The organism is Limnohabitans radicicola (assembly GCF_014837235.1).
Lineage (GTDB): Bacteria > Pseudomonadota > Gammaproteobacteria > Burkholderiales > Burkholderiaceae_C > Limnohabitans_A > Limnohabitans_A radicicola.
Map to the genome: position 1 here is coordinate 1447847 of NZ_JACYFT010000001.1, position 16239 is coordinate 1464085.

Annotated in this window: 17 protein-coding genes; 4 read left to right on the plus strand and 13 right to left on the minus strand. The window is 62.8% G+C overall.

What is annotated here, in order from left to right; translation table 11 throughout:
* The first annotated feature begins 8 nt into the window (after nt 1–8).
* Nucleotides 9–512 (plus strand): RNA recognition motif domain-containing protein, encoded by a 504-nt coding sequence (locus IC609_RS07140; protein WP_191818711.1) that lies wholly within the window; start codon nt 9–11, stop codon nt 510–512.
* A gap of 97 nt (nt 513–609) precedes the next feature.
* Here IC609_RS07140 and IC609_RS07145 read toward each other — a convergent pair whose 3' ends face one another.
* Genes IC609_RS07145 through IC609_RS07160 form a run of 4 tightly spaced genes read right to left on the minus strand, consistent with a single transcriptional unit; the run spans nt 610 to nt 3566 of the window.
* Complete coding sequence (locus IC609_RS07145) at nt 610–1398, minus strand: SDR family oxidoreductase (protein ID WP_191818712.1); 789 nt, start codon at nt 1396–1398, stop codon at nt 610–612.
* Nucleotides 1395–2012 carry an LPS export ABC transporter periplasmic protein LptC gene (lptC, locus tag IC609_RS07150; protein WP_191818713.1) on the minus strand — a complete coding sequence of 206 codons (618 nt, stop codon included), beginning with the start codon at nt 2010–2012 and terminating at the stop codon, nt 1395–1397. Before lptC ends, IC609_RS07145 begins: the two co-directional genes overlap by 4 nt.
* On the minus strand, nt 2009–2587 hold the full coding sequence (locus IC609_RS07155) for a KdsC family phosphatase (RefSeq protein ID WP_191818714.1): 579 nt from the start codon (nt 2585–2587) through the stop codon (nt 2009–2011). The genes lptC and IC609_RS07155 overlap by 4 nt, the downstream gene beginning before the upstream one ends.
* A 1-nt stretch (nt 2588) precedes the next feature.
* A complete protein-coding gene (locus IC609_RS07160; protein ID WP_191818715.1) occupies nt 2589–3566 on the minus strand; it encodes a KpsF/GutQ family sugar-phosphate isomerase in 978 nt (325 codons plus the stop codon).
* Nucleotides 3567–3675: 109 nt separating this feature from the next.
* On the opposite strand from IC609_RS07160, the gene IC609_RS07165 reads away from it, so the two are divergent.
* Nucleotides 3676–5661, plus strand: coding sequence for a monovalent cation:proton antiporter family protein (locus tag IC609_RS07165; protein WP_191818716.1), 1986 nt, complete (start codon nt 3676–3678; stop codon nt 5659–5661).
* Between the two features lie 4 nt (nt 5662–5665).
* Nucleotides 5666–6220: an adenine phosphoribosyltransferase gene (locus IC609_RS07170; RefSeq protein ID WP_191818717.1), complete on the plus strand. Its 555-nt coding sequence runs from the start codon at nt 5666–5668 to the stop codon at nt 6218–6220.
* Between the two features lie 17 nt (nt 6221–6237).
* On the opposite strand, the gene IC609_RS07175 is transcribed toward IC609_RS07170, so the two are convergent.
* Nucleotides 6238–7416, minus strand: a complete 1179-nt coding sequence (locus tag IC609_RS07175) for an MFS transporter (RefSeq protein ID WP_191818718.1) — start codon at nt 7414–7416, stop codon at nt 6238–6240.
* A gap of 123 nt (nt 7417–7539) precedes the next feature.
* Between IC609_RS07175 and IC609_RS07180 the strand changes: the two genes are divergently transcribed.
* Nucleotides 7540–8076 carry a 2,4'-dihydroxyacetophenone dioxygenase family protein gene (locus IC609_RS07180; RefSeq protein ID WP_191818719.1) on the plus strand — a complete coding sequence of 179 codons (537 nt, stop codon included), beginning with the start codon at nt 7540–7542 and terminating at the stop codon, nt 8074–8076.
* A 67-nt stretch (nt 8077–8143) separates the two neighbouring features.
* Here IC609_RS07180 and IC609_RS07185 read toward each other — a convergent pair whose 3' ends face one another.
* The 8 genes from IC609_RS07185 to mnmE all read right to left on the minus strand — a co-directional run bounded on the left by IC609_RS07185 (nt 8144) and on the right by mnmE (nt 16227).
* Nucleotides 8144–9103 carry a branched-chain amino acid ABC transporter permease gene (locus IC609_RS07185; protein WP_191818720.1) on the minus strand — a complete coding sequence of 320 codons (960 nt, stop codon included), beginning with the start codon at nt 9101–9103 and terminating at the stop codon, nt 8144–8146.
* 4 nt (nt 9104–9107) lie between these two features.
* Nucleotides 9108–9992 carry a branched-chain amino acid ABC transporter permease gene (locus IC609_RS07190; protein ID WP_191818721.1) on the minus strand — a complete coding sequence of 295 codons (885 nt, stop codon included), beginning with the start codon at nt 9990–9992 and terminating at the stop codon, nt 9108–9110.
* 34 nt (nt 9993–10026) lie between these two features.
* Nucleotides 10027–11241 carry an ABC transporter substrate-binding protein gene (locus IC609_RS07195; protein ID WP_191818722.1) on the minus strand — a complete coding sequence of 405 codons (1215 nt, stop codon included), beginning with the start codon at nt 11239–11241 and terminating at the stop codon, nt 10027–10029.
* A gap of 36 nt (nt 11242–11277) precedes the next feature.
* Nucleotides 11278–11988 (minus strand): ABC transporter ATP-binding protein, encoded by a 711-nt coding sequence (locus IC609_RS07200; protein WP_191818723.1) that lies wholly within the window; start codon nt 11986–11988, stop codon nt 11278–11280.
* Complete coding sequence (locus tag IC609_RS07205) at nt 11981–12757, minus strand: ABC transporter ATP-binding protein (RefSeq protein ID WP_191818724.1); 777 nt, start codon at nt 12755–12757, stop codon at nt 11981–11983. The genes IC609_RS07200 and IC609_RS07205 overlap by 8 nt, the downstream gene beginning before the upstream one ends.
* A 164-nt stretch (nt 12758–12921) precedes the next feature.
* Nucleotides 12922–13704 carry an SDR family NAD(P)-dependent oxidoreductase gene (locus tag IC609_RS07210; protein ID WP_191818725.1) on the minus strand — a complete coding sequence of 261 codons (783 nt, stop codon included), beginning with the start codon at nt 13702–13704 and terminating at the stop codon, nt 12922–12924.
* 25 nt (nt 13705–13729) lie between these two features.
* Nucleotides 13730–14704 (minus strand): fatty acid desaturase family protein, encoded by a 975-nt coding sequence (locus tag IC609_RS07215; protein WP_191818726.1) that lies wholly within the window; start codon nt 14702–14704, stop codon nt 13730–13732.
* 110 nt (nt 14705–14814) lie between these two features.
* Nucleotides 14815–16227 carry a tRNA uridine-5-carboxymethylaminomethyl(34) synthesis GTPase MnmE gene (gene mnmE / locus IC609_RS07220; RefSeq protein WP_191818727.1) on the minus strand — a complete coding sequence of 471 codons (1413 nt, stop codon included), beginning with the start codon at nt 16225–16227 and terminating at the stop codon, nt 14815–14817.
* Nucleotides 16228–16239: the final 12 nt, after the last annotated feature.

Consider the following 16239-nt stretch of genomic DNA (forward strand, 5'->3'; position numbering starts at 1 on the left):
TCCCTTTCATGGGCAACAAACTTTACGTCGGCAACCTGCCTTACTCGGTTCGTGACGGCGATCTGGAACAAGCTTTTGGTGAATTCGGTGTGGTCACCAGCGCCAAGGTCATGATGGAACGTGACACGGGCCGCTCCAAAGGCTTCGGCTTTGTGGAAATGGGCAGCGATGACGAAGCCCAAGCCGCGATCAACGGCATGAACGGTCAGCCTCTGGGTGGCCGCAACGTCGTGGTGAACGAAGCCCGTCCCATGGAAGCTCGTCCTCCCCGTACCGGTGGTTTCGGTGGCGGTGGTGGCTACGGTGGTGGCCGTCGCGAAGGCGGCGGTGGCTACGGTGGTGGCCGTGAAGGCGGTGGCGGCTACGGCGGCGGTCGCGAAGGCGGCGGCGGTTACGGCGGTGGCCGTGAAGGCGGCGGCGGTGGTTTCCGCAGCCCCTACGGCTCCGGCCCTCGCGGCGGTGCTGGTGGTGGCGGTCGCCGTGAAGGCGGTGGCGGCTACGGCGGTTACTGATCTGCGCTGGCTGGCTCGGTCTTGACCGAGCCTCCCCAAAACAAAGCCCTGCAATGCAGGGCTTTGTTGTTTCTGGGCGGATGCAATAGGCGCAGCTTCAGTCCTTATGGCGGTGTTTGCGCGGCTGGCCTTTGAGCAAACGGTCAAACAAGGCGTCGGGCAAGACCTTCAGGATTTTGGCGACGATGGCCATCGGCCAGGGGATGACCCGGTAGCGGTCACCGCGCGCAATGGCGCGCACTGCCGATTGCGCAAAAGCCTCGGCGCTCATGAGGAAGGGCATCGGGTAACGGTTGCGGGCCGTGAGTGGTGTGGCGATGTAGCCTGGGGCGATGGTGATGACCTCCACGCCGTTGGCTCGCAACTCGCCGCGTAGGCTCTCACAGTAACTGATGACGGCGGCCTTGCTGGCGCAGTAGGCCGCGTGCCCGGGCAAGCCCCGGATGCCCGCCACGCTGGCAATGCCCACCAGCTTGCCGTGTCCCCGTGCCTGCATGGCGCGGATGAAGGGGTGAAACGTGTGTGCCACACCCAGGGTGTTGGTGCGCAGCACCTGCTCCAAGACTTCCAGGTCTTCGCGCTCGGCAGTGTCCACGCCCAGGCTGATGCCTGCGTTGGCCACCACCACATCGGGCAGCCCCATGTGTGCGATGCACTGCTGTGCTGCGCCGAGCATGCTGTTCGCGTCGCCAACGTCGGCGCCCAGAATGCAGGTCTGGCCTGGGGGCCAGGCCATAGGCAAACTGCCCAGCCACTGCTGCAGCACATCGGTGCGACGTGCCAGCAGGACCACTCGCCAGCCGCGTTGCAGATAAGCCAGCGCCAGCGCCTGACCGATGCCGCTGGAAGCGCCTGTGATCAAGACCAGTGGCGCAGAAGTGTTCATGGTTGATGTGCCTGTGAAGTGGGTGCCAGCGTGCCGCGCACACGACCGCTGAGCAGGTAGTGACCGGACTGGATGTCAAAGTCCATGTTGTTGGCCGTGAACACATCCGCGCCACGTGTGATCTGCACTGGATCGGAAGACAGCAGCTTTTCTGCCTTGATCAAGGCGATGATTTTTTCTCCGCGCAGCTCGATGCGCGGCAGGTCATCGGTGGCTTCCCGCACGGCGCGTGCGTCCCCCAGCAAGGTCACGCGTTCGCCATCGCCTGTGGCAATGCCTTTGTGCCCCACGGCGTTCAGGTGTTGTCCGGCCTCGGTCTGTGCCTTGAAGGTGACCTGCTCGATGTGCAGCTCGTCCGTGTCGGGGTAGTGTCGGCCTTCGTCGCCCATGACCTCGCGCACCAGACGGCCTTGCGCATCGAACACCTTGACGACGAATTGCCGCAGGTTGTAATCGGGGTCCTTGCGCACCACTTTGTCCTTGGGCGCGCTCCACAGGTCGGGCATGCTGCGCACCAGCCACCAACTGCCCAAGGCCAGCACCAGCATGACCAGCAGCGGCAAATACAGGGTCACACGGTCCCAGGCCTTGCGCAGCACGGGCGATGCGTTCATGCCGAAGGGCCCACGTTCACGTTGACACCCACCTGGACCAGCAGGCGGGCGTAATGGCCACCTGCAACCAGCAGAAGGTCGCACAAGGCACGGGCTGCACCTTCGCCACCGCGTTCGGTCGTGACGTGGTGGGCCAGGGCTTTGGCTTGCGCATGGCCGTTGGCGGGCGCACAGGCAAAAGCCACGCGCTGCATCACCGGCAGGTCCGGCCAGTCGTCGCCCATGGCCGCTGCTTGCGACCAGTCGAGGCCGAGTTCCTGCAGGAATGCTTCGGCCGCAGGCCGTTTGTCTTCGGTGCCAAAACGGGCATGGGTGATGCCCAACGCTTTCATGCGCAGGCGCAGGGGGGCCGAATCGCGTCCGGTGATCACCACAGGGGTGATGCCCGCCTTTTGCAGCAACTTGATGCCTTGCCCGTCGAGCACGCTGAAGCGCTTGAGCGTTTCGCCCGCTTCGGAAAAATAAAGTCCGCCGTCGGTCAATACACCGTCGACGTCGAAAAAGACGACGCGGATGCCCTGCGCTTTGAGCAGCAGCTCGGGCGCGTAATTCAGTGCCGGGATCAAGGCTTGCATGTCAGATCACCTTGGCCCGCATCAGGTCGTTGGTGTTGAGGGCGCCGCACAGACGGCCCGAGGCATCGACCACCAAGATGCTGGTGATGCGGTGCGCTTCCATCATCTCGGCCGCTTCCACCGCCAGGGCATCCTGGCGGATGGTGCGCGGCTGGACGTGCATCACCTCGCTGGCCTTGAGCGAGCGCAGGTCCTGGCCTTTTTCAATCAGTCGGCGCAAATCGCCGTCGGTAAAAACGCCCAGCACCTTGCCGTCGGCATCGACCACCGACGACGCGCCCAGGCCTTTGTGGCTCATCTCGCGCATCAGATCCGAAAAGCTGGCATCGGGCAACACGCGGGGCACGGCGTCGCCCGAGCGCATCACGTCGCTCACATGGGTCAGCAAGCGGCGACCCAGAGAGCCGCCGGGGTGCGAGCGCGCAAAGTCTTCAGGCTTGAAGCCGCGCGCGTCCAGCAGCGCCACGGCCAGCGCATCGCCCAGGGCCAGTTGCGCGGTGGTGCTGGCGGTGGGCGCCAGGTTGAGCGGGCAGGCTTCCTTGGCCACCGAGCTGTCGAGCACCACATCGGCGTGGCGCGCCAGCGAGGAGTCCAGCCCCCCGGTCATGGCGATCAGTGGCACGCCCTGGCGCTTGAGCACGGGCAAGATGGCGACCAGCTCATCGCTCTCGCCGCTGTTGGAGATGCCCAGCACCACGTCGACCAGCTTGATCATGCCCAGGTCGCCGTGGCTGGCCTCGGCCGGATGCACAAACATCGCAGGTGTCCCTGTGGAGGCCAATGTGGCCGCGATCTTGCGGCCAATGTGCCCGCTTTTGCCCATGCCTGTGACCACCACGCGGCCCTTGACGTGGAGCATCATCTCCACCGCCTGGACAAAGCGTTCGTCCAGACGGCTCTTGAGGTCCTGCAGGGCGGCCGCTTCGATGTCGAGCGTGTCGCGTGCGAGCTGCAGGATGGATTGGGCTTGTAGGGTCATGGGCTCATTTTATCGGGCAGGGCTCCCTTTGCGGGGCACAGGGAAAACCGGGAAGAAATAGACCGTTTTCCCGAAGGAAACCGTCACATGGCCTTGGTACGATCAAGGCATGAGTTCTTTGGAGTTGACACTGCTGTACTTGTTCGCCGCCGTGCTGGGCGTGGTGGGCTGCCGCATGCTCAAACTGCCGCCCATGCTGGGTTATCTGGCGGTGGGCGTGGTCATCGGCCCGAACGCGCTGGCGCTGGCGCAGAACTCCGAGGGCATCAAGCACTTGGCCGAGTTCGGCATCGTGTTCCTGATGTTCGTGATCGGGCTTGAATTCAACCTGCCCAAGCTGCGTGCCATGCGCCGCCACGTGTTCGGACTGGGCTTGCTGCAGGTGGTGCTGACGCTGGGCATTGTCACGGTTTGCTCCCTGTTTCTGGCCACACTGGCCCCCACGCTGTGGAAGATGGAGTGGCAGACCGCGCTGGCCTTGTCGGGGGCCATGGCCATGAGCAGCACGGCCATCGTCATCAAGCTCATGGCGGATCGCCTGGAGCTCGAATCCGAGCACGGCAAGCGGGTGGTGGGTGTGCTGCTGTTCCAGGACTTGGCGGTGGTGCCGCTCCTCGTGCTGATCCCGGCGCTGGGTTCGCGACCCGAAGAATTGTTTGGCGCCCTGCTGCTGGCGGGCCTCAAGGCAACGGCATTGATCACGCTGCTGCTCACGGGCGGTCAGCGCGTCATGCGCTGGTGGCTCACCATCGTGGCCCGCCGCAAGAGCGAAGAACTGTTTGTGCTCAACCTGCTGCTGGTCACACTGGGCCTGGCCTGGCTGACCGAGCTGGCGGGCCTTAGTCTGGCGCTGGGGGCCTTCATCGCAGGCATGTTGATTTCGGAGACCGAATACAAGCACCAGGTGGAGCTGGACATCCGGCCTTTCCATGATGTGCTGTTGGGCCTGTTTTTCATCACCATCGGCATGATGCTGGACTGGCACATCGTGATCGGCCGCTGGCCGCTGGTGCTGATCCTCACCGTGTTGCCCGTGCTCTTCAAGCTGGTGCTGGTGACCGGGTTGGCCAAGGTTTATGGCGCCAGCCACGGTGTGGCGCTGCGCACGGGCCTGTACCTGGCGCAGGCGGGTGAATTCGGTTTCGTGCTGTTGACATTGAGCTCCCAGCACAACCTGATTCCGCCCGCCTTGCTCAACCCGGTGCTGGCCAGCATGGTCCTGTCGATGTTGGCCACGCCTTTCATCATCATGCGCAGCAATGAGATCGTGCTCAAGTTGGTGGCGAGCGAATGGCTGCAGCAGTCGCTGCAGATGACCACGATTGCGCGCAAGTCGATCAACACCAGCCGCCACGTCATCATTTGTGGCTATGGCCGCTGTGGTCAGAACTTGGCGCGCATGCTCGAGAAGGAAAACATCCCCTACATGGCACTCGACCTGGACCCCGACCGTGTGCGTTTGGCCGCAGCGGCGGGCGACTCGGTGGTGTTTGGCGATGCCGGTCGCCTGCAGGCACTCATGGCCGCAGGCCTGGCCCGTGCCAGCGCCGTGGTGGTCACTTACCTCGATGTGCCCGCGGCCATGAAGGTGCTGGGCCACACCCAAAGCCATGCCCCCCAGGTGCCCGTGATCGTGCGCACGCAGGACGATCTGGATCTGGAAAAACTCCAGCAGGCCGGAGCCACCGAGGTGGTGCCCGAAGCCCTCGAGGGTTCGCTCATGCTCGCCAGCCACGCGCTGGCGCTGGTGGGCGTGCCGATGCGCCGCGTGATCCGCATCGTGCAGGACCAGCGTGATGCCCGCTACAACCTGCTCAAAGGCTACTTTCATGGCGCGGACGATGACACCATCGACGAGTTGGAGCACGAACGCCTGACCACGGTCACCTTGCCACTGGCCTCGCCCTGGCTGGGCAAGCGCGTGGGGGATCTGGCTTTTCATGCCATGGGCGTGCGTGTGGTCAGTCTGCGTCGCGCACACGGCGCGACCGAACCCGTGCAGGACGACACCGAACTGCAGATGAGCGACACCCTGGTGTTGTCGGGCACCGCCCAGACTCTGGCCGTGGCCGAAGAAAAATTGATGCGAGGATGAGCCCATGACGGCCCTGAATGTGAACGACTACCTCAAGAGCCACATGCGCACCGTGCCCGACTGGCCCGCGCCCGGTGTGCAGTTCCGTGACATCACCCCGCTGCTGCAGGACCCGCGCGTGTTCCGTGTGCTGATCGATGCGTTCGTGCACCGTTACATGGACCCTGCACTGCGGCCCGATGTGGTGGCCGGGCTCGATGCACGCGGCTTCATTCTGGGCTCGGTCATCGCCTATGAACTCGGTCTGGGCTTTGTGCCGATCCGAAAGAAAGGCAAGCTGCCCTTTACCACCGTGGAAGAAACCTACGAACTCGAATACGGCAGCGCCACCGTTGAGCTGCACACCGATGCGGTCAAGCCCGGCCAGCGTGTGCTGCTGATCGACGACCTGATCGCGACGGGCGGCACCATGATGGCGGGCAAAAAGCTGCTCGAAAAACTCGGTGCCACCGTCATGGAAGGCGCGGCCATTGTGGACCTGCCTGAGCTCGGCGGCTCAGACAAGTTGCGCCAGGGCGGACTGCAGCTGTTTACCTTGGTGGCGTTCGAGGGCCATTGACGCCCCCTTGGTCCAGCTCACTCGTTCCGTGGTTTGGGTTTGACCCGGGGAGAGACGACCTGGCCCAGCACCACCATGCCTGCGGCTGCGAGTGTGAAGGTCCAGTCCATCCAGCCTCGGTCCACACTTTGCGCCGCCACCAGCACACCTGTCGATTGCCCGAAAAACAGCATGCAGGCAAACAGCGTCACCGCGCTGCCTCGGGCCTCGGGGACCATCTGGGTGGCTTGTGTCTGCAGGGTGTTGTGCATCATGTAAAAGCCCAGACCCGCGAGCAAACAGCCCGTGCCCCCCAGCACGATGTGGTGCGTCCAGGCCAGCAGCAGCAAGCCCAGCGCCACCAAAGAGCTGCCCACCACCACCAGTCCCCGTTCACCCAGCCAGCCCAACCAGCGTTTGGCTTGCTGGCTGTAGGCCAGACCGCCGATGCCGTAAAGCGCCATCAGGCCACCCGCGACCGAGGCACTCAACCCCATGTGCTGGACCAGCTGGCTGGGCACAAAAGCCAGTGTGCCAAACGCCAGCGCGCCCTCGATGGCGGTCACGCACAGCACCCAGCGCACGCGGGGGATGGTCAGCAGCTTCAGGCTGCCCAAAGCGGCTTGCCAATAGGATCCCTCTGTGGTCAGCATGGCGGCTTGTCGCAAGGCGGTGGTTTTGAAGTACAGCAGGCTGCTGGCTGTCAGGAACAACGCTGACAACAAGCCAAATGCACTGCGCCAGCCCAGCGTTTCGACCGCCAACCCGCCAAACCATTGCCCGGCCATCATGCCGGTCACGGTGGCGCTCATCAGCTTGGCCAATGTCTCCTGGCGCTGGTCATAGGGCACCTGGTCACCCAGCCAGGCCAATGACAAGGGGATGATGCCAGCCGCCGCCGCACCCATGGCCGCTCGCGAGAGCACCAGCAAGTCAAAGCTGGGCGCCAGCGCGGTGATGGTGCTGAACACGCCGCAGGCCAGCGCCGCCGACGTGATGACCTTGAGCTTGCCCACGCGGTCACCCAGCGGCCCGTAAAACAACTGCATCAGGCCATAGGCCACGGCAAACGCTGAAATCACACGGGAGGCGTCGCCAACGCTGATCTGGAATTCAGCGGCCATGCTCACCAGCATGGGGTCGCAAACGCGCATCGAGGCCATGCTGCTGAAACCGGCCAGACCGATCAGCCACAGGCCAGGGGTGTGTGTTTTCATGAAAAGAAAGTGCTTGACGTGACGGGTTGCCAGTCTAGTGCCGGTTGGTGGCACTGTCGCGCACAAAGCTGACACCTGGCGGCAGACGTTTTACCCTCACGGTCAACATTGAAAGACCTTGCCATGACTGCTTCTGCCAGCCCCGCCCCCCGCCTTGATGACCGTGTGCCTTATGCCAAGCCTCAGCCTTGGGGCATGTCACCCGACATGGTGATTCCCGATGTGGACAGCGACGATGAGCGTCTGTGGGCACCGATCGCCCCGGGCATCTGGTCGCGGCCATTGCATTTGAACACCTCGGGTGGTTTTTACGTTCACTTGCTCAAGGTCAAGCGTTCGGGCTTGCTGCAGCGCCACCGCCACTCGGGCATGGTCCACGCCTATGTGCTGCGCGGCAAATGGCTGTATTTGGAGCACGATTGGGTGGCTGAAGCCGGCGGCTATGTGTTTGAGCCACCGGGCGAGACCCACACCCTGGTGGTGCCCGACGACTGTCAGGACATGGTGACGATGTTCACCGTGCACGGCGCGCTCATGTATGTAGACACCCAGGGCAACGCCACAGGCTACGACGACGTGTTCACGCGCATCGAAAAATACCGTGCGCACTTTGAAAACGTGGGGTTGGGGGCGGACTATGTGAAGAATTTCATGCGCTGATCCAACGGCTTTCCCAAAGCAAAAGGCCCGCATGCGCGGGCCTTTTGCTTTGGGGTGGCGGTTGCTGTTACAGCGGCTTCTTGATCCAGTGGGCGATCTCACCCATGATGCCCCGGCGGAAGGCCAGCACGCAGATCACGAAGATCACCCCCTGGATGATGGTGACCCAAGCGCCCAGATGGGCCAGGTAGTTCTCCATGCTGATGATCACAGTGGCTCCGACCAATGGGCCAAACAACGTGCCCATGCCCCCCACCAACGTCATCAGCACCACCTCGCCCGACATGGACCAATGCACATCGGTGAGCGAGGCCAGCTGGAACACCAGCGCCTTGGTGCCGCCAGCGGTGCCCGCCAGCGCGCCAGAGATCACAAAGGCCAGCAGTTTGAAGGTGTCGGTGTCGTAACCGAGCGACGTGGCGCGGTCAGGATGCTCGCGGATGGCCTTGAGGATCTGGCCAAAGGGCGAATGGATCACGCGCCAGATCAGCAGAAAGCCGAGCAGGAAGATGGTCAGCACGAAGATGTACATGTTGAAGTTGTCGGCCAGATCGACCAGGCCGAACAACTTGCCGCGCGGCACCGCCTGGATGCCGTCTTCGCCGCCCGTGAATGGGGCTTGCAGGCAGAAGAAAAACACCATTTGCGCCAGGGCCAGGGTGATCATCGCAAAGTAGATGCCCTGGCGGCGGATGGCCAACAGCCCCACCACCAGTGCCAGCGTGGCCGATGACGCGGTGCCCAGCAGCACGCACAACTCAGGGTTGAGGCCCCAGACTTTGGCCGCGTGGGCCGCGACATAACCGGCCGAGCCCATGAACATGGCATGACCAAAAGACAGCAGCCCGCCAAAACCCAGCAGCAGGTTGAAGGCGCTGGCGAACAAGGCAAAGCACATCACCTTCATCAGGAACACCGGGTAAACCCACATGGGGGCCACCGCGAGGATGACCGCCATCAGGGCGAATGCGACCCACTGGTGTTTGTAGGATTTGGCCGAAGCGGAGGCAGAAATCGCGTTGGACATGGCTTTACTTCTGTGTGCCGAACAGACCGGCAGGCTTGATGAGCAGGACGATGGTCATGATCACGAAAATGACCACGTTCGAGGCCTCGGGGTAGAACACTTTGGTCAGCCCTTCAATCAGGCCCAAGCCAAAGCCCGTCAGGATGGCGCCCATGATGGAACCCATGCCGCCCACCACCACCACGGCGAACACCACGATGATCAGGTCGGCGCCCATGGTCGGGTTGACCTGGTAAATCGGTGCAGCCATGACGCCTGCCAATGCGGCCAGGCCCACGCCAAAGCCATAGGTGAGCGTGATCATGCGTGGCACGTTGATGCCGAAGGCTTGCACGAGGCTAGGGTTCTCGGTGGCGGCGCGCAGGTAGCCGCCGAGCTTGGTGCGCTCGATCACGTACCAGGTGGACAAGCACACCACCAGCGATGCCACGATGACCCAGGCCCGGTACTTGGGCAGGAACATGAAGCCGGTGTTGAAAACACCCTGAAAGACTTCAGGCACGGCGTAGGGCATGCCGGAAGAACCGAATTCGTTGCGAAACAGGCCTTGAATGATCAAGGCCAGTCCAAAGGTGAGCAGCAGACCATAAAGATGATCGAGCTTGTAGAGCTGTTTGAGCATGGTGCGCTCGATCAACACACCACTGGCCCCCACGACCACCGGGGTCACGATCAATGCCAGCCAGTAATTCATGCCCAGTTTGTTGAGGCCCAGATAGGCCACAAAAGCACCCAGCATGTACTGGGCACCGTGTGAGAAGTTGATGATGTTCAGCAAGCCGAAAATCACGGCCAGGCCCAAGGAGAGCAGCGCATAAAAGGACCCGTTGATGAGCCCGATCAGCAGCTGCCCGAAGAGCGCTTGAGAGGGGATGCCAAAGATTTCCATGGTGATGTTTCGGCTTGCGTGAACAGGGATCTATTTACTTCTTGACCAGCGGGCACTCGCTCTCGGCCAATGGACGGAAAGCTTCGTTGGCAGGAATGGTGGCCACCAGCTTGTAGTAGTCGTATGGACCTTTGGATTCCGATGGCTTTTTGACCTGGAACAGATAGGCTGGGTGGATCTTGCGACCGTCGGCACGCACAGAGCCTTTGCCGAACAGCGGATCGTCGGTGGGCAGCTCCTTCATCTTGGCCGCCACCTTGGTGCCGTCATCGGTCTTGGCTGCATCCACCGCCTTCAGGTAGTGGATCACGCTGGAGTAGACGCCAGCTTGCACCATCGATGGGTATTTGCCACCGTTGGCCGCGCTGAACCGCTTGGCAAAAGCGCGGGTCTGGTCGTTCAAGTCCCAGTAGAAAGTTTCGGTCAGCATCAAGCCTTGGGCTTTTTCCAGGCTCAGCGAGTGAACGTCAGGCAGGAAGACCAGCAAGCCAGCCAGGTTCTGACCGCCTTTGGTGATGCCGAATTCGAAAGCCTGCTTGATGGAGTTGGTGGTGTCGCCGCCAGCGTTGGCCAGACCAATGATCTTGGCCTTGGAGGCTTGTGCCTGCAGCAGGAATGACGAGAAGTCCTGTGTGGGGAAAGGGGTGCGCACTTTGCCCACAACCTTGCCGCCGTTCTTGAGCACGACCGCCTCGGTGTCACGCTCCAGTGCGTGGCCGAAGGCGTAGTCGGCAGTCAGGAAGAACCAGGTGTCGCCACCGCTTTTGACAATCGCTTTGCCGGTGCCGTTGGCCAGCATCCAGGTGTCGTAAGCCCAGTGGATGGTGTTGGCGTTACAGGCTTTGCCCGACAGGTCGGCGGTGGCCGAGCCCGAATTCACGTGCAGTTTGCCCTTGTCGCCAGAGATTTTGGCGATGGCCAGACCCACAGACGATGTGGGCACGTCGGCAATCATGTCGACCTTGTCGGTGTCGTACCACTGGCGGGCGATGTTGGAGCCCACGTCAGGCTTGTTCTGGTGATCTGCGCCAACCACTTCCACCTTCAAGGTGCTCTTGGTGGCCTTGATGTAATCCTCCACAGCCATTTTGGCCGCAGTCACAGAGCCTGGGCCGGTGATGTCGGAGTACAGCCCGGACATGTCGTTGAGCACGCCGATCTTGACGATGCCGTCAGAGATCTGGGCCTGTGCCGAACCTGCAAATGCACATGCGGCCAATGCAGCCGTCGCGAGAAGTTTGCGTTTCATGGTGATGTCTCCTGTTGAAATGAACGGTGAAAAAAATCAGACGCCGAGGTACTCGTGCAGCATGGGCATCTTGGCCTGCAGCTCGCTGGCGGCAAAGCCTTCGATGATGCGGCCATGCTCCATGACATAAAAGCGGTCGGCCAGCGGGGCGGCAAAACGGAAGTTCTGCTCGACCATGATGATGGTGAAGCCCTTGGCCTTGAGCGAGAGGATCATGCGCGCCAGTGCCTGCACGATCACAGGTGCCAGACCTTCGGAGATTTCGTCGAGCAGCAAGAGCTTGGCCCCGGTGCGCAGGATGCGGCCTACCGCCAGCATCTGCTGCTCGCCACCCGACAGGCGGGTGCCAGGGCTGTTTTTGCGCTCCAGCAGGTTGGGGAACATCTCGTAGATTTCGTCGATGGGCATGCCGCCCTCGGCGATCACGGGGGGCAGCAACAGGTTTTCTTCGCAGCTGAGGGAGGCAAAGATGCCCCGCTCTTCCGGGCAGTAACCGATGCCGAGTTTGGCGATGTTGTGCGGGGCCATGTCGATCGATTCACGGCCATTGATCGTGATCGAGCCGGTGCGCTTGCCCACCAGGCCCACAATGGACTTGACGGTGGTGGTGCGCCCGGCGCCGTTGCGCCCCAGCAGCGTGACCACTTCACCTTTGTGCACCGTCAGGTCCACCCCATGCAGGATGTGCGACTCGCCATACCACGCGTGCAGGTTGCTGATGCGCAGGAATTCTGTGGACTCAGCCATGGGCGCCCTCCAGTTCGGTCGCGACCGTGCCCATGTAGGCTTCCAGCACTTGCGGGTTTTGGGAGACCACTTCGTAGGGGCCTTCGGCAATGATCTGGCCGCGCTGCAGCACGCTGATGGTGTCGGCGATGCGCGAGACCACGTTCATGTTGTGTTCCACCATCAGGATGGTGCGGTTGGCACCGACTTTTTTAATGAGCTGCGTCACGCGGTCCACGTCCTCGTGGCCCATGCCCTGGGTGGGCTCGTCCAGCAGCATCAACTCGGGGTTCATGGCGAGCGTGGTGGCGATCTCCAGCGCACGCTTGCGACCATAAGGCAGCTCGACCGCGGTCAGGTCCGCCATGTCGCCCAGGTCTACCTCGTCGAGCAGCGCCATGGCCTGGCCATTGAGCTGGTCCAGGATGCGCTCCGAGCGCCAGAAATGCATGGACATGCCGGTGTTGCGTTGCAGTGCGATGCGCACGTTCTCGAGCACCGTGAGGTTGGGGAAAGTCGCCGAAATCTGAAAGGAACGCACCAGACCCTGGCGAGCCACCTGTGCGGGTTTTTCTGCGGTGATGTCCTTGCCGTTGAACAGGATCTGTCCACGTGTCGGGATCAGGAATTTGGTGAGCAGGTTGAAGACCGTGGTCTTGCCCGCACCGTTGGGCCCGATCAAGGCATGGATCTGCCCGCGTTGCACACCCAGATTGACGCTGTTGACGGCGACAAAGCCTTTGAACTCTTTGACAAGTTCCCGGGTTTCGAGAATGAAATCTTTGGACATGACTTGTGAACAAGGTTCCGGTTGATGGCCCTTCTGCAAAAAATGCGTCAAAGCCATCTGCATTCTGGGTTCTGCGTTCAGAACAGGCTGTAATGGTTATCCCGAACGCTTGTCTCTCATGTGTCTGTGCTGTTAACCGTCTTCAATATTCGATTGAAAAAACCTCAACTCAAAACCATGCCGCCATCGAGGTGAATGGACTGCCCGGTCATGCCCCGCGACTCGTGCGAGCCCAGGTAAACGGCCAAGTTGGCGATCTCGTCGGGGTCAAGTACGCGGCCCAGCGGCACGCGCGCGAGCGCCGCCTTGACCATCTCATCGTCGCTGATGCCCGAGCTCTTGGCCACTTGCGCCTTGAGCTCTTCCACCATGTCGGTCTGGATGAAGCCCGGGCAAATGGCGTTGACGGTGACTTTGTAGGGGCTCGCTTCGAGTGCCAGGCAACGCGTGAGGCCCACCACCGCGTGCTTGCTCACGTTGTATGCGCTTTGGTTGCGCGAGCCCCATTTGCCTGCCGTGGAGGCCATGTTGATGATGCGCCCGTGCTGGCGCGCCTGCATGCCTGGCAGGCAGGCTTGCGTGAAGTGCAGCACGCCAAACAGGTTCACGTCCAGCATGTCTTGAAAGTCCTGCGGCGCGTAGTCCATGAAGGGCTTGGCCCGGTACACCCCGGCGTTGTTGACCAGCACGTCCACGCGCCCGAAATGGTTTTCTGCTGCTGCTACGGCCGCAAAGCAGGCGTCGCGGTCGGTCACGTTCAAGCCCACGGTCATGATGCGGTCTTCGGGCAGCCCCAAGGCATTTTTGACTTCGGTCAGCCGGGCCACATCGGTGGCCACCAGGCACAGGCTGGCACCTTCGGCTGCGTAGGCCTCGGCGATGGCACGGCCAATGCCGCGGCTGGCCCCCGTGATGATGGCGACTTGCTGGTCGAGGCGGTGGCTCATGGCGGATTCCTTGGCTTGTAGGGGCTCAGATCATGGCCGGACTCTTGCGCTGGCTGGCGCTGTGGCCATCTGGCCCATCGGTGTTTTTGGCAGTGGCCTTGCGCAGCACCTGCAGGTAGCCTTTGGCCAGCTCCATGTGCGGGCCCAGGCCCTGCGCAATCAGCATGCGGTGTGCGGCGGGCAGCTTCCAGCAAGGTGTGAACACGAACAGGTGGTGCTCCAGGTGGTAGTTGACCCAGTACGGTGCCACCACCATGCGCATGCCCCAGTGGGTGAGCGTGGTGCGGGTGTTGCGCAGCCGGTCGTCGTTGTCCCCCACCACCGCGTGCTCGGCGATGTTGCGGATGCGGCTGATCACCTGGTACCAGGTGAGCAAAGGCATAAGCCACAGCACAAAGTAAGCCCACCACACGCCCGCAGCGGCGGTGATGCCGAAGAGGACCAGGTTGGTCAGCAGGAAGTATTTTTCTGCATGGAACAGGTTTTTGCAGCGCTGCCAGCGGCTGGGGTCGTCACCCATCTCGTAGCGGAAGAACTCCAGGCGGCGCTGGACGCCGGTGATGCCCAGGATGTCGCGCCGCATCTTGCGCCAGAAGCTCTGACGCGTGATGGGAAAGGGTGCCGACAGGACCAGGTCGGGATCGTCCTTTTGCTGCGTGTGGCGGTGGTGGCTCAGGTGGTAGGGCCGGTACAGCGTGAGGCTGGCCCCCACGGGCCAGCCGCAGAGGAAGGCCCCGAGGGTGTCGTTCAGCCGTGTGTTCTTGAACAAAGCCCGGTGCGCTGCGTCGTGCATCAGGATGGCCAGCCCCAGCTGGCGGCCACCGATCAGGACCATGGCGACGATGAAGGTGAGCGGGTTGGGCCAGCGCACGAACAGCGCCATGGCCAGCGCAATGACGCCCCAGGCGTGCAGCACCAGCCAGGCGCCCATGAGGTCGGAGCGTTCTCGCAGGTACGCATCCTGCTCGGCGGTCAGTTGCGGTTTGGGAGCGTCTGGCATGGGGTCTGGATCGGCTGCGCCCATAGGCGGATGACACCATCTTCAGACCAAACGGGGAACCTTTCAGTCGCTCGCGTGACGAAAACGCGGCCTTGCAGCCTGTCAAGGGCTCACTTGCCGATACAGAAGCTCGAAAAAATCACGCCCAGCAGGTCGTCGGCACTGAATTCGCCGGTGATGTCGTTCAGTGCATTCTGGGATTGGCGCAGTTCTTCGGCCAGCAGGTCCAGGCTTTGGGCTTGAGCGGCCAGCAGTTGCTGGGCGATGTTCAGGTGTTCGCCCACGCGCAGCAGGGCCTGCACGTGGCGCTCACGGGCGATGTAGAGGCCTTCGCTGGCGCTTTGCCAGCCCGCTTCGTGCAGCAGGCGCTGGCGCAGGGCCTGCAGGCCTTCGCCCGTGCGGGCCGAGAGGGTGATGCCTTCCTGCACGAGGGGCGCGGGTGCGGCATCGGCCTTGTTCCAGATGTCGATCACCGGCACACCCTGGGGCAGGCGCTGCAAAAGGGTTTGTGCGATTTCGGCGTCCGACGCCGCATACGCGTTGTCGGTCGTGCGGGTGAGGTCATGAAGAAACAGCACCGCGTCGGCCTGCTCGATCTGGCCCCAGGCGCGTTCGATGCCGATCTGCTCGACTTCATCCACGCCTTCGCCTTCGCGCAGGCCTGCGGTGTCGATCACGTGCAGTGGCACGCCTTCGATCTGGATGGTCTGCTGCACCACATCGCGGGTGGTGCCGGCAATCGGCGTGACGATGGCCAGCTCGGCACCGGCCAGCGCGTTGAGCAGCGAGCTTTTGCCCGCATTGGGCTGGCCTGCGATCACCACGCGGATGCCCTCGCGCAGCAGCGCGCCCTGGCGGGTGCGTTGCAGCACCGTGGCCAGGTGCGCCTCCAGCCGGTCGAGCTGGCCTTGCGCATCGGCTTTTTGCAAGAAGTCGATTTCCTCTTCGGGAAAGTCCAGCGTCGCCTCCACCAGCATGCGCAGGTGGATGAGTGCGTCGCGCAGGGTGTGGATCTCGCGCGAAAAGTCGCCCGCCAGCGAGCGGCTGGCGCTGCGTGCGGCGGCCTCGGTGCTGGCGTCGATCAGGTCGGCAATCGCTTCGGCCTGGGTCAGGTCGATCTTGTCATTCAAAAAGGCCCGCTCGGAAAACTCGCCCGGTTGCGCCACGCGCAGGCCGGGCAGGCGCGGCTGACCTGTGGCGGCATCCGTTTCGGCTGCTGCCTGCAGGCAGCGCGTGACCAGCAGCTGCAGCACCACGGGGCCGCCGTGGGCCTGCAACTCCAGCACGTCTTCGCCGGTGAAGGAGTTCGGTCCGGGGAAGTGGATCGCCAGACCGTGGTCGATGGCGCTGCCGTCCTGGTCGCGAAACGGCAGGTAAGTCGCTTCGCGCGCTTTGAGCGGGCGAGCGCACAGCGCCTGGATCAGACCGCTCAGGCCGCGCCCCGACACGCGCACGATGCCCACAGCCCCGCGACCGGGTGCGGTGGCGATGGCGACGATGGGTTCTTGGTGGCGGGCGAGCATTTGCGGGGTCTC